Source organism: Arthrobacter sp. BPSS-3 (genome assembly GCF_044628475.1).
In the GTDB taxonomy this organism is placed as follows: domain Bacteria; phylum Actinomycetota; class Actinomycetes; order Actinomycetales; family Micrococcaceae; genus Arthrobacter.
In genome coordinates this window covers 277092-296189 of the sequence record NZ_JBIMMV010000004.1, presented here as the reverse complement: position 1 = coordinate 296189, position 19098 = coordinate 277092, and the positions used below count along the sequence as shown (strand labels likewise).

Annotated in this window: 21 protein-coding genes; 6 read left to right on the top strand and 15 right to left on the bottom strand. The window is 68.5% G+C overall.

The annotated features are described in order from the left end of the window. Positions 1-62: 62 nt before the first annotated feature. Entirely contained in the window at positions 63-1256 is a 1194-nt protein-coding gene (locus tag ACFVY3_RS08815) for a substrate-binding domain-containing protein (protein WP_290258337.1), read from the bottom strand. Positions 1257-1557: 301 nt separating this feature from the next. Between ACFVY3_RS08815 and ACFVY3_RS08810 the strand changes: the two genes are divergently transcribed. After that, the gene (locus ACFVY3_RS08810; RefSeq protein ID WP_400159444.1) at positions 1558-2067 is read left to right on the top strand and encodes a DUF1579 domain-containing protein; all 510 of its coding nucleotides are present in this window, start codon (positions 1558-1560) and stop codon (positions 2065-2067) included. Here the strand turns inward: ACFVY3_RS08810 and ACFVY3_RS08805 are convergent. The 6 genes from ACFVY3_RS08805 to ACFVY3_RS08780 form a co-directional block, all read right to left on the bottom strand. Beyond that, positions 2064-3407, bottom strand: coding sequence for a pitrilysin family protein (locus tag ACFVY3_RS08805; RefSeq protein ID WP_290258339.1), 1344 nt, complete (start codon positions 3405-3407; stop codon positions 2064-2066). The genes ACFVY3_RS08810 and ACFVY3_RS08805 overlap by 4 nt on opposite strands. Before the next feature lie 84 nt (positions 3408-3491). Beyond that, positions 3492-5723 (bottom strand): polyribonucleotide nucleotidyltransferase, encoded by a 2232-nt coding sequence (locus ACFVY3_RS08800; RefSeq protein WP_290258340.1) that lies wholly within the window; start codon positions 5721-5723, stop codon positions 3492-3494. Positions 5724-5970: 247 nt separating this feature from the next. Further along, a complete protein-coding gene (gene rpsO, locus ACFVY3_RS08795; protein ID WP_290258342.1) occupies positions 5971-6240 on the bottom strand; it encodes a 30S ribosomal protein S15 in 270 nt (89 codons plus the stop codon). Between the two features lie 194 nt (positions 6241-6434). After that, positions 6435-7691, bottom strand: coding sequence for a kynureninase (kynU, locus tag ACFVY3_RS08790; RefSeq protein WP_400159443.1), 1257 nt, complete (start codon positions 7689-7691; stop codon positions 6435-6437). Next, entirely contained in the window at positions 7688-8542 is an 855-nt protein-coding gene (gene kynA / locus ACFVY3_RS08785; RefSeq protein ID WP_290258344.1) for a tryptophan 2,3-dioxygenase, read from the bottom strand. Before kynA ends, kynU begins: the two co-directional genes overlap by 4 nt. A 28-nt stretch (positions 8543-8570) precedes the next feature. Next, positions 8571-9656, bottom strand: coding sequence for a bifunctional riboflavin kinase/FAD synthetase (locus ACFVY3_RS08780; RefSeq protein ID WP_400159442.1), 1086 nt, complete (start codon positions 9654-9656; stop codon positions 8571-8573). A gap of 207 nt (positions 9657-9863) precedes the next feature. On the opposite strand from ACFVY3_RS08780, the gene ACFVY3_RS08775 reads away from it, so the two are divergent. Continuing rightward, on the top strand, positions 9864-10307 hold the full coding sequence (locus ACFVY3_RS08775) for a hypothetical protein (protein ID WP_400159441.1): 444 nt from the start codon (positions 9864-9866) through the stop codon (positions 10305-10307). A 58-nt stretch (positions 10308-10365) separates the two neighbouring features. Here the strand turns inward: ACFVY3_RS08775 and ACFVY3_RS08770 are convergent, their stop codons facing one another. Then, positions 10366-10947 (bottom strand): adenylate kinase, encoded by a 582-nt coding sequence (locus ACFVY3_RS08770; protein ID WP_400159440.1) that lies wholly within the window; start codon positions 10945-10947, stop codon positions 10366-10368. A gap of 26 nt (positions 10948-10973) precedes the next feature. Between ACFVY3_RS08770 and ACFVY3_RS08765 the strand changes: the two genes are divergently transcribed. Continuing rightward, positions 10974-11396 (top strand): GNAT family N-acetyltransferase, encoded by a 423-nt coding sequence (locus tag ACFVY3_RS08765; protein ID WP_400159439.1) that lies wholly within the window; start codon positions 10974-10976, stop codon positions 11394-11396. 34 nt (positions 11397-11430) lie between these two features. Here the strand turns inward: ACFVY3_RS08765 and ACFVY3_RS08760 are convergent, their stop codons facing one another. Next, complete coding sequence (locus ACFVY3_RS08760; protein WP_400159501.1) at positions 11431-12495, bottom strand: DUF222 domain-containing protein; 1065 nt, start codon at positions 12493-12495, stop codon at positions 11431-11433. Between the two features lie 740 nt (positions 12496-13235). Here ACFVY3_RS08760 and ACFVY3_RS08755 point away from each other — a divergent pair. Next, on the top strand, positions 13236-13799 hold the full coding sequence (locus tag ACFVY3_RS08755; protein WP_400159438.1) for an NUDIX domain-containing protein: 564 nt from the start codon (positions 13236-13238) through the stop codon (positions 13797-13799). Between the two features lie 27 nt (positions 13800-13826). Here the strand turns inward: ACFVY3_RS08755 and ACFVY3_RS08750 are convergent, their stop codons facing one another. From ACFVY3_RS08750 to truB, 4 genes are all read right to left on the bottom strand, one after another. Then, complete coding sequence (locus tag ACFVY3_RS08750; RefSeq protein WP_400159437.1) at positions 13827-14255, bottom strand: MarR family winged helix-turn-helix transcriptional regulator; 429 nt, start codon at positions 14253-14255, stop codon at positions 13827-13829. Between the two features lie 499 nt (positions 14256-14754). After that, entirely contained in the window at positions 14755-15315 is a 561-nt protein-coding gene (locus tag ACFVY3_RS08745) for a hypothetical protein (RefSeq protein ID WP_400159436.1), read from the bottom strand. 22 nt (positions 15316-15337) lie between these two features. Next, positions 15338-15691, bottom strand: coding sequence for a hypothetical protein (locus ACFVY3_RS08740; protein WP_290258352.1), 354 nt, complete (start codon positions 15689-15691; stop codon positions 15338-15340). 2 nt (positions 15692-15693) lie between these two features. Further along, on the bottom strand, positions 15694-16614 hold the full coding sequence (truB, locus tag ACFVY3_RS08735; protein ID WP_400159435.1) for a tRNA pseudouridine(55) synthase TruB: 921 nt from the start codon (positions 16612-16614) through the stop codon (positions 15694-15696). 157 nt (positions 16615-16771) lie between these two features. Here truB and ACFVY3_RS08730 point away from each other — a divergent pair, with 157 nt between their 5' ends. Beyond that, on the top strand, positions 16772-17980 hold the full coding sequence (locus ACFVY3_RS08730) for a pyridoxal phosphate-dependent aminotransferase (protein WP_400159434.1): 1209 nt from the start codon (positions 16772-16774) through the stop codon (positions 17978-17980). A 60-nt stretch (positions 17981-18040) separates the two neighbouring features. Further along, entirely contained in the window at positions 18041-18238 is a 198-nt protein-coding gene (locus tag ACFVY3_RS08725; protein WP_290258355.1) for a hypothetical protein, read from the top strand. Positions 18239-18283: 45 nt separating this feature from the next. Here ACFVY3_RS08725 and ACFVY3_RS08720 read toward each other — a convergent pair whose 3' ends face one another. After that, on the bottom strand, positions 18284-18631 hold the full coding sequence (locus ACFVY3_RS08720; RefSeq protein WP_400159433.1) for a CU044_2847 family protein: 348 nt from the start codon (positions 18629-18631) through the stop codon (positions 18284-18286). Beyond that, complete coding sequence (gene trxA / locus ACFVY3_RS08715; RefSeq protein WP_364137143.1) at positions 18628-19077, bottom strand: thioredoxin; 450 nt, start codon at positions 19075-19077, stop codon at positions 18628-18630. Before trxA ends, ACFVY3_RS08720 begins: the two co-directional genes overlap by 4 nt. Positions 19078-19098: the final 21 nt, after the last annotated feature.

Here is a 19098-nt window from a genome sequence, read left to right as displayed (position 1 = left end):
CTCGAAGGCCGGTGCGGCCGGGCCGGGGCGGAATTCTCCGCGCCCGGCCCGGCCGCCGCTGGCTACTTCTTCTCCGGCGGGGCGACGGTGTCGCCGGGCACGGCCTTGATCAGCTGCGGGGTCCAGGCGCCGTCCTTCTGGACGAGCTTGGCCTGGTACATGTCCTGGATCAGGGCGTGGTCCGAGGCACGGACCGTTTCCTTGCCCTTGGGTCCGTCGAAGCTGTAGCCCTCGAGGGCCTTGACCATGGCGTCGGGGTCGGTGCCGCCGCCCTGCTTGATGGCCTGGACGATCAGCTGGCCGGCGACGAAGCCGTCCGGGGTGAAGAGGTCGGCCTTGCCGCCGGCCTTCTCGACGCCGGCGATCATCTTCTTCTCGACGTCGGTGCCTGAGGCGCCCGGGAAGTAGTGGTTGAGGAAGCTGATCTTGGAGCTCGCCGGGCCGTAGGCATTGAAGCTGGAGGCGTCGCCGAGGCCGGTGACCACGGGAGCGGAGTCGAAGACGCCCTGCTGGCTCAGGGCCTGCCACATGGTTCCGGTGGTGGCACCGGCCCAGGCGACGAAGACCAGGTCTGCCTTGGCGTCCAGCAGCTGGCGCGCGAACGGCGTCAGTTCCTGGTTCTCCGGGACCAGCACGGAGCTGACGTTGGCGCCCTTGGCCCCGAGCACGGCCTTGACCGCGGCGACGTTGCCCTGGCCGAAGGCGTTGTCCTGGGCGAAGACGACGACCTTCTTGCCCTTGGTGTCGATGAACGTGCCCGCGGTGGCGACGTCCTGCAGGCTCTGCCGGCCGGAGCGGAAGGTGTACTTGTTGACGCCCTGGATCGCGTCGGTGGCGGCGGGGCCGGAAATGTAGAGGACCTTGTTCTGCTGGGCCTGTTCGGCGAGCTTGACGGCGATGCCGGAGGAGGCGGTGCCGCCGATGATCTTGTAGCCCTTGCCGATCATGTCCTTGGCGGCGGCGACGGCCTTGTCCGGGTCGCCGGCGTCGTCGGTGTAGGTCAGGTTGATCTTGGCGCCGTTGACCTCGCCGCTGCCGCCGGTGGCGTAGTCGATGCCGGCCTGTAGGCCCTGGTAGTAGGTGGCGCCGTAGGCCGCCAGGGCCCCGGTCTTGGAGTAGATGATGCCGACGTTGACGGGCTCGGCGGCCTTGCCGGAGCCCGCGGGGGCTGCCGAGCCGGCGGTGGGCGCGCAGGCGCTCAGGGCCAGGCCGGAGGCCATCACGGCTGCCATCAGGAACTTCTTTGTGTCCTTCACGGGATGCCTTTCGGTGAAAATCCGAGGAGTGGGGGCAGAGGAGATCTGAGTCCAACCTGAAAGGTGATTCAGATTACAGTCAATCTATGGCGCGACTCACACGCTGTCAACGGATTCCGGTGCCGGCTGTGCAACGAAATGGCAACGAAGTTGCCTCTCCCCCGCTTCGACCAACTGCGCCTTAGCGGCTCCCCGCGGCCGCCCTTTACTCCCGGTGCGGCCCGCGTGAAGATGATCCCGGGGCCGCAGCGCGGTCCGGGGAAAGACAGGGAAGGACCGAGAAGGAGCGGGGTGGTGCGGCATGAACCGACGGTTGACGGGCGCCACGCTCGGCGCCCTGGCTGATTTCCTGGGGCGCTGGAGCGGCACCACCCGCTGGGAGGCCACCGCATGGGGTCCGGCAAGGAGCGCGGCGGCGGAGGTGGAGTTCGCGCGGGCGGCGGGTGGGCTGGCGGTCACGGTGGCGTTCCGGCACGCCGAGGCCGACGGCGGCGTCGCCACCGTCACGGGGGTGCTCACCGAGGATCCGCGCCACCCCGGGGCGCTCCTATACGAAATTCACGGTGCACGCGCCGGCGTCGTAGGCCTGCCCTTGGATGGGCGCGCACCGGACGCGCCGGCGCGGGCCGCCTGGCACGACGGCGTGCTGACCATCGAGCGGCGCAGCGCCCGGGGCACGGCCCGGCACACGCTGCAGGTGCGCGATGGCGAACTCATCCACTCCGCCGGGCTGCGGCTGGGAGCCGCCGGGGAGTTCACCCCGTTCATGACGACGGTGTGCCGCCGGGTCCCGGCGGCGGCGCCGGTTTAGAGCCCGAAGGTCTCGGTTTCCTCGAAGGGTCCCACCACGGTGACGGTCCGCGGGGCGGCGGCGAGTTCGCGGGCGAGTTCCTGGACCTCGGCGGCGGTGACGGCCTGGATCTGCCGCAGGGTCTCGTCGATGTCCTGGTATTCGCCGGAGACCAGTTCGGCCCGGCCCAGGCGGGACATCCGCGAACCGGTGTCCTCCAGCGCCAGGACGATCCCGCCGCTGAGCTGGCCCACGGCCTTGCGCAGCTCCTCCTCGGTGATGCCGCCCTCGGCGAGCTTGTCCAGCTCGGCGCCCAGCAGGTCCAGCACCTGGCGGACCTTTGTGGGGGTGCAGCCGGCGTACATGCCGAAGTACCCGGCGTCGGCGTAGGAAGAGGCGAAGGAGTAGGTCGAGTAGACCAGGCCGCGCTTCTCGCGGACCTCCTGGAACAGGCGGGAGGACATGCCGCCGCCGAGGACGGCGTTGAGGACGCTCATGACGAAGCGGCGGTCATCGGTGGCCACCAGCGAGGGGCAGCCCACAATGATGTTGGCCTGCTCCACGGGGCGCTTGACCACGTGCAGGCCGGCGGTGCCGGTGATCACGGCGCGTTCGGTCGCGCGGCGCTGCACCGGGGCGGCGTCGGCCTCGAGGTCCCAGCCGGCGGTCTCCAGGGCGTCCACCACGAGGCGGCAGACGACGTCGTGGTCCAGTCCCCCGGCGGCGGTGATGACGAGCTCGTCCGGGCGGTAGTAGCGCCGGTAGTGGTCCCAGACCGAATCCCGGGCAACGGCGCGGATGGCCTCGGGAGTGCCGCCGATGGGGCGGCCCAGCGGGTGGGAGCCGAGGACCGCGGCGACAAAGTGCTCGTGGGCGACGTCGGTGGGGTCGTCGCTGTCCATCGCGATCTCCTCGAGGATGACGTCGCGTTCCTGCTCCATCTCCTGCGGGTCGAGGACGGCGCCGGTGATCATGTCGGCGATGACGTCGATCGCCATCGGCAGGTCCGTGTCGAGGACCCGGGCGAAGTAGCAGGTGCTTTCCTTGGCGGTGGCCGCGTTGGATTCGCCGCCCACCTCGTCGAAGGCGGAGGCGATCTCCAGGGCGGTGCGCTTCCGGGTGCCCTTGAAGAGGAGGTGTTCCAGGAAGTGGGTGGAGCCGTGCTGGCCGGGGGCCTCGTCCCGGGATCCGACGCCGACCCAGAAACCGATCGTGGCGGAGCGCTGGCCGGGCATCGCCTCGGTCAGCACCCGGACGCCGCCGGGGAGCACCGAACGCCGCACCTCCGAACCGCCGTCGGCCCCGTGGATCAGGGTGTCGGCGTGCTGGTTCTGCTCGAGCGGCAGCGGGACGAGAGTCATTAAGGCCTTTCAAAAAACCGTGCTGGAAGGGTGCCAAATCTGCCTGCCATCCTACCCGCGGCGGCGGCCGTTGATCGGGAGGGACTACTCCGCGGACTCCGCGGCGGCGTCGGCGCCCTCTTCCTCGGCCACGACGGGCGAGAGGGAGAGCTTGCCGCGGTCATCGATCTTGGTGATTTCCACCTGGATCTTCTGGCCGACGGAGACGACGTCCTCGACGTTGTCCACGCGCTTGCCACCGGCGATCTTGCGCAGCTCGGAGATGTGCAGCAGACCGTCCTTGCCCGGGGTCAGGGAAACGAAGGCGCCGAAGGTGGTGGTCTTGACGACCGTACCCAGGTAGCGCTCACCGATTTCCGGGACCTGCGGGTTGGCGATGGCGTTGATCGCGGAACGGGCGGCGTCCGCGGACGGGCCGTTGGTGGCGCCGATGTAGACGGTGCCGTCGTCCTCGATCGAGATGTCCGCGCCGGTGTCCTCCTGGATCTGGTTGATCATCTTGCCCTTCGGGCCGATGACCTCGCCGATCTTGTCTACCGGGATCTTGACCGCAATGACGCGCGGAGCGAACTCGGAGAGCTCGTCCGGGGTGTCGATCGCGGAGTTCAGGACGTCCAGGATGTGGAGGCGGGCTTCGCGGGCCTGCTTGAGGGCCGCTGCCAGCACGGAGGCCGGGATGCCGTCGAGCTTGGTGTCCAGCTGGATGGCCGTCACGAACTCGGAGGTACCGGCGACCTTGAAGTCCATGTCGCCGAAGGCATCTTCGGCGCCGAGGATGTCGGTCAGGGCGGCGTAGCGGGTCTGGCCGTCAACCTGGTCAGAGACCAGGCCCATGGCGATACCGGCGACGGCGGCCTTCAGGGGCACACCGGCGTTCAGCAGCGACAGGGTGGAGGCGCAGACGGAGCCCATCGACGTCGAACCGTTGGATCCGAGAGCCTCGGAGACCTGGCGGATGGCGTAGGGGAACTCCTCGCGGGACGGCAGCACGGGCACGATGGCGCGCTCTGCCAGGGCACCGTGGCCGATTTCGCGGCGCTTCGGCGAACCGACGCGGCCGGTCTCACCGGTGGAGTACGGCGGGAAGTTGTAGTTGTGCATGTAGCGCTTGCGCGTCACCGGCGACAGCGAGTCGATCTGCTGTTCCATCTTCAGCATGTTCAGCGTGGTGACACCCATGATCTGGGTCTCGCCGCGTTCGAAGATGGCCGAACCGTGGACGCGGGGCAGGACCTCGACCTCGGCGGTGAGCTGGCGGATGTCCGTCAGGCCACGGCCGTCGATGCGGACCTGGTCCTTGAGGATGCGCTGGCGCACGACCTGCTTGGTGACGGAGCGGAAGGCTGCGGAGAGTTCCTTCTCGCGGCCCTCGAACTGGCCGGCCAGGGAGGAGAGGACCTCGTCCTTGAGCGCGTCGGAGGCGGCATCGCGTTCCTGCTTGTCGGCGATCTGGAAGACCGCGGCAAGCTTCTCGGCGGCGGCGGACTCGACGGCGGCGTAGGTGTCGTCCTCGTAGTCCAGGAAGACCGGGAACTCGACCGTGGGCTTGGCGGCCCGGGCGGCGAGGTCGGACTGGGCGTCGCAGAGAGCCTTGATGAACGGCTTGGCAGCCTCAAGGCCCTCGGCCACGACCTCTTCGGTCGGGGCGGTGGCGCCCTGTTCCTTGATCAGGTTCCAGGAGTTGTCGGTGGCCTCGGCCTCGACCATCATGATCGCGACGTCGTCACCTGCAACGCGGCCGGCGACGACCATGTTGAAGACCGAGTTCTCCAGCTGGGAGTGCTTCGGGAAGGCAACCCACTGGGAGCCCTGCTCGTCGGCGACGAGGGCAACGCGGACGCCGCCGATCGGGCCGGAGAACGGCAGGCCGGAGAGCTGGGTGGACATCGAGGACGCGTTGATCGCGACGACGTCGTAGAGCTCGTCCGGGTTGATGGAGAGCACGGTAACGACGATCTGGACCTCGTTGCGCAGGCCCTTGATGAAGGCCGGGCGCAGCGGGCGGTCCATCAGGCGGCAGGCCAGGATCGCTTCGGTGGACGGGCGGCCTTCGCGGCGGAAGAACGAGCCCGGGATGCGGCCGGCGGCGTACATGCGCTCTTCGACGTCGACGGTCAGCGGGAAGAAGTCAAAGCCTTCACGCGGGTGCTTGCCCGCCGTGGTGGCCGACAGCAGAGCGGTTTCTTCGTCGATGTAGACCATCGCGGCACCGGCGGCCTGCTTGGCAAGGCGGCCGGTTTCGAAGCGGATGACCCGCTTGCCGAAGCGGCCATTGTCAATGACGGCTTCCGAGAACTGGATTTCGGGACCCTCCATAGAGAGTCACCTCCGTTTCTTGTGTCACGGAGTCCAGCCGCATCAACCCAGTCCGGCATCTGTCTACCTGGACTGCACTGCACCCGGTCATCGATCGAGACCCACGGGCCCGGGCTTCGGTTCCTTGAAGCCCTTCCCGGAGGTCACTACCGAGGACCGCGAATGCGTGATGCGGTTGATCCTCCTGTTGAGTTTTTTTGAAGAAGGCGGCCCCTTTCCGAGGGAAAGGGGCCGCCCCTAAAGCTGACTAGCGGCGCAGGCCGAGGCGCTCGATGAGCGCACGGTAGCGGTTGATGTCAGTGTTCTTGAGGTAGGTGAGCATGCGCTTGCGGCGACCAACCATGGCCAGCAGACCGCGCTGGGTGTGGTAGTCGTGCTTGTGCACCTTCATGTGCTCAGTCAGATCCTTGATCCGCTGGGTCAGGACTGCAACCTGGACCTCCGGCGAACCGGTGTCGCCCTCGGACGTTGCGAAATCCTTCATGATGGACTGCTTTACAGCGGCTTCAAGTGCCACAATAACTCCTTGAGATGTGCCGTGAGGCCCGAATCAGTAATTCACTGCCGGGGATGCCGGACGCGCTTTCCACCGGAGCGGAGCGCGTGGCAGGGCCCAGCAACCACGGACTGCAGCCGGACCCACCGTTTAGTTTACGGGCACGCCGCGGACGTTGTCTAAACCGGCCCCGCGCCGGCGTCGACCTGCGGCGATCAAGCGGTGTCGGCGAGCAGCCCGCGGATGGCCAGCACGCCGCGGTAGAGCTCGGCGAACGAGGTGCTCAGCGGGGAGAGGCCCAGCCGGATGCCGTGCGGGGCTCGGAAGTCCGGGATGACGTCCTGCTTCCACAGCGTTGCGGTCATTTCCCGGAACGCCGGGTGGTCCACGGTGATGTGGCTGCCGCGCCGCGCCGGGTCCCTGGGGGTGGAGAGCTTCACGCCGGAGGGTTCCAGCCAGGCGTCGAAGAGCTCCAGGGCATAGGCGGTCAGCAGCTCGGACTTGCGCCGGATCGCCGGCATCCCGGCCTCCTCGATCAGGTCCAGGGTTCCGCGCATGGCGAGCATGCCGAAGATCGCCGGGGTGCCGCTGAGAAAACCGCGGATGCCCGGGGCCGCCTCATAGCCGGGACCCATTTCGAAGGCGTCCTTGCGGCCCATCCAGCCCCAGATGGGCTGCTGCAGGCCGGGCAGGTGCCGGGCGTTGACGTACGCGAACGCGGGCGAGCCCGGTCCCCCGTTGAGGTACTTGTAGGTGCAGCCGGCGGCGAAGTCCACGTCCGCGGCGTCCAGGGCGATCTCCACCGAGCCCGCGGAGTGGCAGAGGTCCCAAACCACCAACGCGCCGGCGTCGTGGATGGCGGCCGTGATCCCGGGCAGGTCCGCCAGGTGGCCGGAGCGGTAGGCGATCTGGCTCAGGACCACGACGGCGGTGGCGGGGCCGGTTGCGGCGCGCACCTGTTCGTCGGTCACGCCGGAGGCCTGGTCAGCCTGGATCCAGCGGATCGTCAGGTTTTCCTCGCGGGCAATCCCCTCCACCAGGTACCGGTCCGTGGGGAAGTTCTCGGTGTCCAGCACGATCTCGGTACGGGCCGGGTCCGTGACGGCGGCGAGGGCGGCCCGGATGAGCTTGTAGAGCACCACGGTGGTGGAGTCGGCGATAATGGTCTGTCCCGGGGCGGCGCCGAGCGCGACCCGGCCCAGCTGGTCGCCGATGGCCTGTGGAAGGTCCAGCCATTCCTCGTCCCAGCCACGGATCAGCCGGCCGCCCCAGCCCTGCTCGATGAACGAGGAGATGTCCGTGACGGTGCGCTTGAGCGGCCGCCCCAGGGAGTTGCCGTCCAGGTAGGACAGCTCGGATTCCGCGCCGATGAACTGGTCCCGGTAGGCGGCCAGCGGATCGGCTGCGTCGAGGTCGAGGGCGCGCTGCCACAACGGGTCGGCGCCGCTGTGCACCTTCTGGTTCTCGCTCACTGGCCGATCTCCGTTCGTACGGCGAAAAGTTCGGGGAAGAAGGTCAGCTCCAGGGCCTTCTGCAGGAATGCGGCGCCGCTGGAGCCGCCGGTGCCGGACTTCATGCCGATGGTCCGCTGCACCGTGCGGAGGTGGCGGAAGCGCCAGAGCTGGAAGTTGTCCTCCAGGTCTACGAGTTCCTCGCAGGCCTCGTAGGCGCCCCAGTTGTCCGCCGCGTTTTCGTAGATGTACTTGAACACCGGCACCAGCTCGGCGGAGAACTCGTGCGCCCGGGTGACGTCCCGGTTCAGCACCGACTCGGGCACGTCGAAGCCCTGGCGCTTGAGGTAGGCGAGGAAATCGTCGTAGATGCTGGGGGCCTCGAGCAGCTCCTGGAGCATCGCGTGCGCCTCCGGGTCTGATTCGAAGACCGGCAGCATCTTGCGGTTCTTGTTTCCCAGCAGGAATTCCACGGCCCGGTACTGGCTGGATTGGAACCCGGAGGAGTTGCCGAGGAAGCCGCGGAATTGGGAGTACTCGGTGGGCGTCAGGGTGGCCAGGACGGACCACTGCTCGGTGAGGGTCTTCTGGATGTGCTTGACCCGGGCGATGGCTTTGAGGGCGGAGCCGAGGTCGTCGCTCCGGAGCCACGCGGCGGCACTGCGCAGTTCGTGGAGCACGAGTTTCAGCCACAGCTCCGTGGTCTGGTGCTGGATGATGAACAGCAGCTCGTCGTGGTGCTCCGGTTGGCTGACCGGCTGCTGCGCGCTGAGCAGCGTGGGCAGCTGGAGGTAGGAGGCGTAGCTCATCCGGGTGCTGAAGTCACGGACGATGTCCTTGTCCAGCTCCCGGGTGTTCTTCTCAAGTGTCACGTCTGGTGCCTTCCCCGCCGGCAGGGTGTCAGCCGGCGAACAGGATCTGGTGGGTCTGGACGACGTCCAGCCGCATCTGCTCGATCAGAGCCTCCGGCCCACGGTACGCGACCATGCCGCGCAGCCGGGCCACGAATTCGACGACGACAGTCTGGTCGTACAGATCGAAGTCCTCCACGGCTTCCTGGGGCCGGTCAATGACGTGTGCCTCCACCTGGCGGCTGACGCCGTCGAAGGTGGGGTTGGAACCGACGGAGATCGCCGCGGGCCAGCGGGTACCGGCCTCATCCACTAGCCAGCCGGCGTAAATGCCGTCCGCGGGGATGTAGCCGGTGGCGTCGGCGGCGAGGTTCGCGGTGGGGAATCCCAGGTCGCGGCCGCGGGCTGCGCCGTGCACCACCGTGCCGCGCATCCGGTGCGGGCGGCCGAGGACGGCGGCGGCCGTGGCGACGTCTCCCTCGCGCAGCGCTTCGCGGACCCAGGTTGAGGAGCAGCGGCGGTCGCCGGCGCCGTGTACTGCTGCGTCTCCGTGAGTTCCGGCGTCGTGCGTTCCGGCGTCGCCTGTTCCGGCACCGTGGGTTCCGGCACCGTGCGTTTCAGTGCCATCTCTTCCGGCGCCGTGCAACGGGAAGCCCTCGGCGCCGAACTCGTTGATGACCTGGACTTCGAAGCCGAGCTTCTCCCCCAAGTCCTTCATGGTGTCCAGGTCTCCGGAGTTGCCGCGGCCGAAGCGGGTGTCGTGGCCGATGACGACGTGGCTGGCCTTGAGCGTGTCGACGATGATGGAGGAGACGAATTCTTCGGGCGTGAGGCTGGCCAGTTCCAGCGAGTACTTCATCACCAGGACGGCATCGAGGCCCACCTCGCCGAGCGCGACGAGCTTGTCTTCGAGGCCCATGATCAGCTCGGGTGCGGACTCCGGCCGGTGTACCTGAGCGGGGTGCGGGTCGAAGGTGATGACGACGGCGCGGGCGTGGTTCAGGCGGGCGGTGCGGATGAGCTGGGAGAGCACCTGCTGGTGACCTCGGTGCACGCCGTCGAAGTTGCCGATCGTGACGACGGTCGGGCCGAAGTCCGTGGGGACCTCGGACGGATCGTTCCAGATGTGGACCATCTACCTCGCCTTTTTGCTGCCTGCCAAAACACTTTTCCCGGAGGGATAGGGCCGGCTCCGGAACTCTCCTAGGTTACCCGCATTCCTCCGGCGCCCCCGACGCCGGCCGGGTCCCCGAACCCGGCCCCGCCATCGGCGCCGTGGTAGCGTCCCCCTAACGCCGACGTAGTGACATGGCATCAATTTGGGGGACAGATGAAATATGGAATGACGGGCGCCCTGGCGCTAGTGGCGATACTCGGCGGGACGCTGTGCGGGTGCGCAGCGCAGCCCACGGGCGCCGTGCAGCCTGGGCCGGCGCAGGCCGGTCCGGCGGCCGCAGATCCGACGGACGCAGGTCGGACGGACGCAGGGCGGGCTCACGGTCCGGTGGGCGGTTACGAGGGCTGGTGGAACTCGACGCCGGCCAGCGGTGACGCCCATGGCCTGCCTGCGGAGACGGTCGCCATCAATACCCGCACCAACCAGGTGGTGGACGCCTTCAACCGAAGCATCAACGACGCCGGCCGCCCCACGAAGATCAGCGATGTCGATTACATCGTCACCCCGGACCCGTCATGGCCGAAGGACTCGGTGGTCATCATTGACACTTCCACCCGTCAGGTCATCGCCAACTTCCGGGTCGATGCGGCGGGCGAGCCGATCCGGTAGGTTCCGACCTGAGCCGCAACCCGCCGTCGTTCGCGCACCGCGGCAGCCACACGCTCCGCTACCTTGTCTGGGATCGCGTCTCCACCGGTGGCACGGATGGCAACCCGTTCAACCAGGCCTCCAGTTCCCGCGGCCGCCGGAAGATCAGCACCTCGGCGGAGCCGCCGGCGCTGTTGAGGGAGCGCATAACCCGCCGCTTGCGGGTAAAGGACCGGAAGTGCCAGGCAATGATTGAGTCCTTGGCGAACAGCCGGCGAAACGTCTCCCGGTTTCCGTTGCAGACCGCCTCTTTGGAGACGACCCGTCGGATGGACCGGCGAACGAGGCGGAGCAGGGATAGCCACCGGGGGTAGTCCAGCCCGACGATGAGTTCGGCCCGGGGAACGATCAAATCCCGCCACACGCCGTAGGCGCTGTCCAGCACCCACTCGTCCAAGGCGGCGATCCGTGCGGCCGTCTCGCGTTGCTCCTCGTCGCCGGGCTGCTGCCACCCGGGCAGCCAGCCAATATCGTCATCCGCCGAGTACTCCGGGAGCCCGGTGCGTGCGGCGTAGGCCCGGGCGGCCGACGATTTTCCGCTCCCGGTGACACCGTAGAAGAGCACACGCGAGGGGCCCGGGGCCGGGGTGGGTGAGTTCATTCGCCCCAGCATGCCACACTGGGCGGATGCCCGAGTTCAGCCTCTCAGCGAGCCGCGATGTCTCCCGGTCGGAGCTGCTTGCCCTCTACGACTCCGTGGGCTGGACCGCCTACACCAACGAACCCGAGGTGCTGGAACGGGCCGTTCGAAAGTCCTCCTTTGTCGTCACGGCCTGGGCGGAAGGCGCCTTGGCTGGTCTGGCAAGGGCTATGTCCGACGACGAGACTATTTGCTACGTCCAGGACATCCTGGTGCAACCCTCTTTCCATCGTTCGGGTGTCGGCCGACAATTACTGGCCGCGGTCATGGACCGGTTCGCTCACGTGCGGCAAACGGTCCTTTTGACCGACGACGAGCCGGAACAACGGTCCTTCTACGAGTCGCAGGGATTCATCGAGGGCGGCGACTCGAAGCCCCACGCTCTGCGCGTGTTCACACTGTTCCGATAGCGGCACCTGCAACCACTCCCTCTATCTCCCGAAATCACAGTCTGAAGTAGTGGTTTTGTCGGGGTTTTTGGTGGGGGTCGAGGTGGGGTGGCGGGATATACCAGGGAGTCCCGGCCCGTGACTGGATAGTCCATTGTTCTTTGTGGATCAGGTGATGGTGGTGCGAACACAACAGGACACCGTTGTCTGTACTCGTTAGGCCGCCGCGGGACCAATAGTCGATGTGGTGGGCCTCGCACCAGGGGGCGGGGATGGTGCAGCCGGGGAAGGTGCAGCCCTTGTCGCGGGCGGTGATGGCTTTGCGGATGTGTGGCGGGAAGATCCTACTGGTCCGGCCGATGTCCAGGATCCGGCCCTCGCTGCCGAGGAGGACGGGAATGATGTCCGCGTCGCACGCGATCTTCCGGATGGTGGCGGCGCTGACGGGTCCGGTGAAGGCCAGCGTCCCGGTCCCGGCCAGACCCAGGGTCCCGGATGCTGTCTCGTCCTGCGGGCCACGACCGTCGGCGGTAGTCAGGCGGGTGAGGAGGTCGCGGTAGTCGATAGTGACCATGACCTGCGGGCGGAGGCCGCCCGTGGCGGGGAGCCCGCCGGTGGCGAGGGCGGCCTTGCAGGCGCCGATCAGACCGTCGAGCAGGCGCTGGGGCCGGGTCCGGAGATCCAGCCGTTCCTCGGAGACTCCCGGTCCGGTGGCGAAGGCCTCCTCCGCCGAAACTATGCAGCCTTCAGCGTCGGCTTTGTCGGCAGCGGCCGGGGTGGTCCCGCTGGCATCCACTGCGCCGGGAACGGTCGCGGCTGTTCGTGGGTTGGTGGCGGTGTTCATGACCGTGAGGAGGTGTTCGAACTGGTCGGTGGTGGCGAAGATTTCCAGGTGCTGGAGACCGTGCCGGGGACGGCGGATGAACGCGCCCTGTAACTGGCGGAGGAGTTCCTCGGTGGGCTCGGCACCGTCCTGGTCGAGGCCGTCGATCCAGCGGCGGGCGACCCGGGTGAGGAAGTCCGGGTCGTGAACCGCCGCGACGGTGGTGAGGGCTTCTTCCATCCGGGCCACGGTGGCGGTGTCTGCAAGGAGCCGGACCCGGTCGAGGGACTGGGTGATGATGGTCGCGGACCGGGATGGAACCTCCCCTTCCGCGAAGGCCGGCCAGTTCCCCGTGAACGGCCGGGATCGGCTGGCCGGTCAGCCCAACCCGGGGCAGGAGTTCCCCGGCAAGACATAGTCGCCGGTGCGCCTCGGCGGTGGTGATCCGTAGGCGGTCCCGCAGGAAGTCCGTGGTCCGCCGATACCCGTCACCTTCCGGCCCGGGCTTTGAGAGATCACAAGCATCGGCCGCGGCGGCCTGGGTTCGCGTCCGGTCGACCGCTCCCGCGGCGACAACCTGCAAGAACTCCACCGCCCGGGCGAGTTCCTCCACATCCCCGGCGAAAGCCGCCGCCTCAGTGAAACCCAGCACCCCGGCGTCGTCGACGGCCGCCGTGCAGACCTCCCGCAGCGAAGGGGCGATATCCCCCAATGCAATACCGCCGCGCCCGCCAGCTACCGGTACGGGGACCGGAAGAAACGAAACCGCAGCCGTTGCGTTCATGGGTTAATCCTGCCCCCGACCTCTGACAATTAATCTCGCGCAGGCGCGCCGCATGCGCCCGTCACCGACCGGCCAGTGAGCCGGTAGATACGAAAGCGCAGCCAGTGCGTCCATGACCCAATACTCTCGCCGACCTCTGACAATTAACCGCGCCTCAAGGACCCGCAGAAGAAACCCGGCGACGTGACTCCCTATGACCTCGCGTGCGCCTCCCCGGAGTCGAGCCGTACTGCCCCCGTGGCAGACTAGCGATATGGACAGCTCAGCCGCTCCCCTGCCCGACGCCCCGCAGCCAACCCCCACGCCGGACACGCAGGAAAAGCAGGAGAACCCCTACTTCGGGCCTCGCCGGCCGCACGGCCCCCGCGATCCGGGCGACGCCTGGGTGGAGGGCGACAAAGGGCGTTTCTGGGGCCGGTTTGGTTCGGCCGGGCTATTGGTCCACGACGCCGGCAAAGGCATCCTCCTGCAGCACCGTGCCACCTGGAGTGACCAGGGCGGCACCTGGGGCCTGCCCGGAGGTGCCTTGCACCAGGGCGAGGACGCGGTCAACGGTGCACTCCGCGAAGCGAAAGAGGAGGCCGCGGTGCCCCCGGAGTCGGTGGAGGTGCTGTTCACATCCGTGTTCGACGTAGGCTACTGGACCTACACGACAGTCGCCGCGCGAGTGATCGAGCCTTTTGACCCGGCGATCAGCGATCCGGAAAGCCTGGATCTGCAGTGGATTCAGCCGGCCAACGTCGATGAGCATGAGCTGCACCCCGGCTTTGCCGCCGCCTGGCCGGAACTGCGCCGGCGGCTGGAGCAAGCGTCCTAAGACCGGCGAACGACGAGCAGAGCAGGCTTAGCGCCCGGGAGTCTCGAAGGCGGAGAGGATGCGGCCGAGGTCGTGCTGCAGGTGGGTCCAGTTCTCCAGATCCTCCGGCAGTGCCTCGCGCTCGATCTTGTGCGCAGCGTCCAGCGCGGCGGTGCCGGCTTCCGTCAGCGCCACGGAGAACTGCCGGCGGTCGCGTCCGTCGCGGGTGCGGGTGACCAGACCGGAGTCTTCCAGCCGACCCAGGACTCGTCCCAGAGTCTGGCTCTGCACGGCAATGCGCCGCGCCAGCTGCTCCTGATTCATCGGTCCGGCCGCGAGGCCTTGGAGGGCAATAACGCCGGCGTGGGTGAGCCCAAGCGCGGCCAGGGCGTTGTCCTTACGGCGTTCAACGACCCTGGCGGCCATAGACAGCAGCTGGTCGGTCCGCCATTTTCTGGAATCGGGGGCGGCGCTCATGCCAGGCACCCCGGGAGCGGCCGCAAACTGACCTCGCCCACCGGCGCTGCGCCCGTGGCTGCGCCCTCAAATTCCCATGTCGCTCCGGGAATGGCGTTCATAGTACCCATGATGCCTCCCTCGCTTCGGTTGACCAGCAGGAAGCGAAACCGTCATTGCCCGCATCCGAGTTCCACAATAAGCATGCTTACTATGAATCGCAAGTTTACTTATTATCGCGGGCCTGCGGCGTGGTGCCAAGCATGCTCGCCGGCGGGAAAGGATCGGGGCACGGTCGCTGGAAATGGCGTACGACGACGGCGGCCGCGGATGCCCGGCGACGGCTCGCCGCCGCGGGATTCAGAGGGCAGCCACACTCACCAGCGCGTGTACGCATCGGGCGGGGACGGGCGGTCCAGCGGCGGAGCCGGGGTCGGTCGGCAGGTGCGAACGGCATCACTCCGGAACGCGCGGTTTCAGCAGCGAAGCCGCCGCCGTCGTCCGGATGCCGCGGACAACCTCAGTCAGCGGAAGCAGCCACCGGGGCCGAGGGGCGGCGGCGGTAGAGCCAGATCAGGCCCAGAATCGGCAGCAGCAGCGGGATGAACCCGTAGCCCCGCCCGAACAGGGACCAGACGGTCTCGTGCGGGAAGTTCACGGCGTCGAAGAGGCTCAGGGCCCCGACGACCAGCACGCCGACCAGTTCCACCACCACGGCCGTGACGGACACCTTGAACCAGGTGGGCCCGGGCTTCGCGAGGGAAATGGTCGCCACGATGTAAACCACCGCGGCGAAGGCGGACAGCAGGTACGCCAGCGGCGCCTCGGAGAACTTGGTGAGGATCTGGTAGCCGGCCCGCGCGGTCGCGGACAGGGCGAAGATCGCGTACACCGCGATCAGCAGCCGCCCCGGACCGGTGTTGCGGGTGTCCTTCGCGGTCCGGTTAGACCGACCCGCCCCGGACGAACGGCCGAGCCCTCCGAGCCGGCCCCCGCGGGCGCCAGTTCCCCCAATGGCCCCGGACGGGTCCGTTGCCCCGCCGTCGTCCGTCGTGCCGGTTCCCCGCTCTGAAGCCGCCATGTTCTTCCCTGCCTCTTTCACGTCAGTACCAGATCTGATTCATCCGGGCGGCCATCACCAGGGCGGTCACGCCCACGGCCGCCAGCACGAAGTTACTCCACCGGGTGCGTTCAGCGATGGCCCAGTACACGGCCCCCACCGGCAGCAGCAGCGCCGTGAACAGGTAGCCCCAGAACTCCCACGGCTCCCCCGCGATGTGCTCTCCCGATGCCACGCGGATGATCGAGCCCACCAAATAGACCAGCAGGGCCAGCTCCACGGCGGCCACGGAGAGAATGGTCGTGTCGTTCGGGGCCTTCTTCAGGATGCCGGCACCGGCGCAGAGCACGGTGGAGACCAGCCCTACCACCAGGATGATGTAGAAATACGCGTCCACCCTCAGGCACCCGGCTTTCCGGTGTCCGGGGCGAAGACCAGCACGGGCTTGGCGTAGTTGCCGGCGTCGGAAAGCAACGCCACGAGGGAGCCGTCCGGGGCAAAGGCCGCCGCCGGATTCTCCGCCGTCGCAGCCTCCGGTGAACCGGCCGGCGCACCGGCGGCGATCCGCCGGCCGAAGGAAAGCTCGACGGTCTCCTCGTCGCTGAGTTCGCGGTTGGGCATCAGCGCCCGCGCGGCCTGCGACATTTCCAACAGGTCCAGCTCCTCGGCGAGCTCCTCCAGGCTGTGGGCCTGGTCGAGGCCGTAGGGTCCCACCTGGGTGCGGCGCAGGGCCGTGAGGTGGCCGCCGACGCCGAGGGCGGAGCCCAGGTCGCGGGCGAGGGCGCGGATGTAGGTGCCGGAGGAGCACTCGACGGTGACGTCCAGGTCCAGCACCGCGCCGTCGGCGCTGCGCCGGAACTCGTGGATCTCGAAGCGGTGGATGGTGACCGGTCGGGCGGCGAGTTTGACCTCCTCGCCGGAGCGGACGCGCGCGTAGGCCCGCTCGCCGTTGACCTTGATGGCGCTCACGCTGCTGGGGACCTGCTGGATTTCCCCGGTGAGGGCGGCGACGCCGGTACGGACGGCGTCTTCGGTGACCCCGGCGGCGCTGGTGCGGCTGACGACCTCGCCCTCGGCGTCGTCCGTGATGGTCGACTCGCCCAGGCGGACGGTGGCGGTGTAGGTCTTGGACGTCCCAACGATGTAGGTCAGGAGGCGGGTAGCCTTGTTGACGCCCAGGACCAGGACGCCGGTGGCCATCGGGTCCAGGGTGCCGGCATGGCCCACCTTTCGGGTACCGGCGATCCGCCGCATCCGCCCAACCACATCGTGGCTGGTCCAACCCTGCGGCTTGTCTACTATCACCAGTCCAGAAAGCACGCCTCCCAGTATATCCGCGGCACACCGGCCTCCCGCCGCCCGGGGGTCGGCCGTGCGCAGCACCAGCGCAGCACCCGCACAGCACCGGGAAGCCACCGGGAAGCCACAGCCGGCAGGCACCGGCTCGGTCGCCAACCCGGCGGCTAGGATGGCAACCATGCCAGAGCTAGCCGCCCATGTCCGCGATGTCCCCGTCAACCAGATCCGCGAGATCACTGAGGCCGCCTGGCACACCCCCGGTGCGATCGTGCTGAGCATCGGCGAGCCGGGCTTCGCGCTCCCCCGTCACGTCCTCGAGGCCGGCATGGCGTGCCTGGACCGGGACGAAACCAACTACACGCCCAACGCCGGGATTCCCGCGCTGCGGGAGGCATTCGCCGCCCGCTTCCGGGAGCACAACGGCGTCGACGTCGGTGCGGATTGCGTGTACGTCGTCGACGGCGCCCAGCAGGGCCTGCACTTCGCGATGAGCCTGTTGCTCTCCCCCGGCGACGAGATCCTGGTGCCCAACCCCGGCTACCCCACGTTCGCCATGACCTCCAGCCTGCTGCACGCTGTCCCGGTCCGTTACCCGCTGTACCCGGACCACGCCTTCCAGCCGCGGATCGAGGACATTGAGGAGCTGATCACCCCGCGGACTCGGGTGCTGGTGCTCAACTCCCCCTCGAACCCGCTGGGTGCCGTGCTCAGCGAGGACCTCACGCGGCGGTTGGTGGAACTGGCGCGGAAGCACGACCTGTGGATCATCTCGGATGAATGCTACGAGGCCTTCACCTACGACGTCCCGCACGTCAGCCCGGCCCGGTTCGACAGCGACGTCCCCGGCGAGGCGCGCGTGTTCACGTCGCTGACGCTGTCCAAGACCTACGGGCTGACGGGTCTGCGGATCGGTGCGCTGATCTGCCCTCCCGGCCTGGAGCAGCAGATGAACAACGTCATGGAGGCGATCGTCTCCTGCGTGGCCTCCCCCTCGCAGTACGCCGCCTTGGCCGCGCTCACCGGCCCGCAGGACTACGTGTCCCACGCCCATGCCCACTACCGGACCAACCGGGACGCCGCCTCCCAGGTCCTGGACGCGAAGGCCATCCCCTTCCTGACCGCCCAGGGTGCCTTCTACCTGTGGGCGGACATGTCCCACGTCAGCGGCGGCAACGTCCGGGCCTGGGTGCGGCGTTTCCTGGCCGAGTCGGGGGTTGCCTTCGCCCCGGGAACCGCGTTCGGTTCGATCGGCGAGGGCTGGATCCGGATCGCCTTGTGCGGCGGCACCGCGGAACTGGTCGAGGGGCTGGAGCGGCTGCCCGGCAGGGACCGGTCCGGGGACGACACGGCCCCGGAGTCCCTACCGCGGGATGCGGCCAGGCAGTAGCCTGACCCGACACGTCCCAGCCGCCGGAGGCGGGCAACGACAAGGAAAACGGAGGCGGCCATGTGGTGGCAGGACCTGTTGTGGGGCATCTGGAACGGGCTGACGGCCTGGATCATCCTGATCGCCCACGTCTTCGGGGCGTGGAAGGAATTCCCGTTCTACAACACGGCCCGGGCCGGCAACTGGTATGACTTCGGTTTCCTGCTCGGCATGGGGTCGCCGCTGCTGGGCCGCCTGGGCGCCCGACGGCGGCGCTGACGCGACGCGCCAGCGGTAGCGACAGGACCGGTCAGAGCACCACGGTCAGAGCAAGATCTCGTTCTCGTCCTGAACCGCCGGCGCGGCCGGTGCGGTGAAGGACAGGGTGACCACGAAGTGTCCCTCGGCGCAGTTGCGGGCGATGATCGCCCCGGCGTCGCCGGCCAGTTTCACCCCGAACTGCAGTTGCAGGTGTTCCGGGGCGAGTTCGCGCATCACCTCGGCGGCGGCGCGGGCGGCCGGGCGGACCGCGGCCAGGGCATCCTCGAGCCGGCGGCCGGCCTCCAGCACCCCGATCTCGTTCCGGGCCGGACGCTCGACCCCGAAGCTGCCCTCGTCGACCTCCACCAGCACGGTCCCGGATCCCACCTCGTAGCGCAGGATCTCGGTCACCGCCGGCTCCTTTCGTTCCGGCCGGCCAGCGCCCCGTCCAGCCAGGACCGCAGCGCGGCCGCCGGGGGCGCCCCGGCCTGGCGCGCCACCACCGTGCCGTCGATGATGACCAGCATGGTGGGGATGGCCTGCACGTCGAAGCGGCGGGACAGGGCCGGGGAGGTGTCCACGTCGACCTTGACGAGTTTGACCTGTCCGGCCCGCTCGCGCGCCAGCCGGTCCAGCACCGGGCTGACCATGCGGCAGGGGCCGCACCAGGCGGCCCAGAAATCCACCAGCGCCGGCACCGATGACTGCTCAGCGATCGCGGCGAAGTCCGCGTCTCCGGCGGCCACGATCCAGGGCAGGTCTTGCCGGCATTTGCCGCAGCGGGGGTGGCCAGCCACGGCGGCGGGGATGCGGTTGGTGGCGCCGCAGTTCGGGCACGTCACCAGCGCCGTGGTCATGGCCTGCCGCCGTCGTTCGGG

Excerpts from the sequence above, each read along its gene's own strand:
- ACFVY3_RS08745 (WP_400159436.1), bottom strand. The coding sequence starts at position 15,315 with ATGGCGGCTTCAGAGCGGGGAACCGGCACGACGGACGACGGCGGGGCA.
- ACFVY3_RS08800 (WP_290258340.1), bottom strand. The coding sequence starts at position 5,723 with ATGGAGGGTCCCGAAATCCAGTTCTCGGAAGCCGTCATTGACAATGGC.
- ACFVY3_RS08725 (WP_290258355.1), top strand. The coding sequence starts at position 18,041 with ATGTGGTGGCAGGACCTGTTGTGGGGCATCTGGAACGGGCTGACGGCC.
- ACFVY3_RS08775 (WP_400159441.1), top strand. The coding sequence starts at position 9,864 with ATGACGGGCGCCCTGGCGCTAGTGGCGATACTCGGCGGGACGCTGTGC.
- ACFVY3_RS08780 (WP_400159442.1), bottom strand. The coding sequence starts at position 9,656 with ATGGTCCACATCTGGAACGATCCGTCCGAGGTCCCCACGGACTTCGGC.
- ACFVY3_RS08755 (WP_400159438.1), top strand. The coding sequence starts at position 13,236 with ATGGACAGCTCAGCCGCTCCCCTGCCCGACGCCCCGCAGCCAACCCCC.
- ACFVY3_RS08750 (WP_400159437.1), bottom strand. The coding sequence starts at position 14,255 with ATGAGCGCCGCCCCCGATTCCAGAAAATGGCGGACCGACCAGCTGCTG.
- ACFVY3_RS08810 (WP_400159444.1), top strand. The coding sequence starts at position 1,558 with ATGAACCGACGGTTGACGGGCGCCACGCTCGGCGCCCTGGCTGATTTC.
- ACFVY3_RS08805 (WP_290258339.1), bottom strand. The coding sequence starts at position 3,407 with ATGACTCTCGTCCCGCTGCCGCTCGAGCAGAACCAGCACGCCGACACC.
- ACFVY3_RS08770 (WP_400159440.1), bottom strand. The coding sequence starts at position 10,947 with ATGAACTCACCCACCCCGGCCCCGGGCCCCTCGCGTGTGCTCTTCTAC.
- trxA (WP_364137143.1), bottom strand. The coding sequence starts at position 19,077 with ATGACCACGGCGCTGGTGACGTGCCCGAACTGCGGCGCCACCAACCGC.
- ACFVY3_RS08730 (WP_400159434.1), top strand. The coding sequence starts at position 16,772 with ATGCCAGAGCTAGCCGCCCATGTCCGCGATGTCCCCGTCAACCAGATC.
- ACFVY3_RS08765 (WP_400159439.1), top strand. The coding sequence starts at position 10,974 with ATGCCCGAGTTCAGCCTCTCAGCGAGCCGCGATGTCTCCCGGTCGGAG.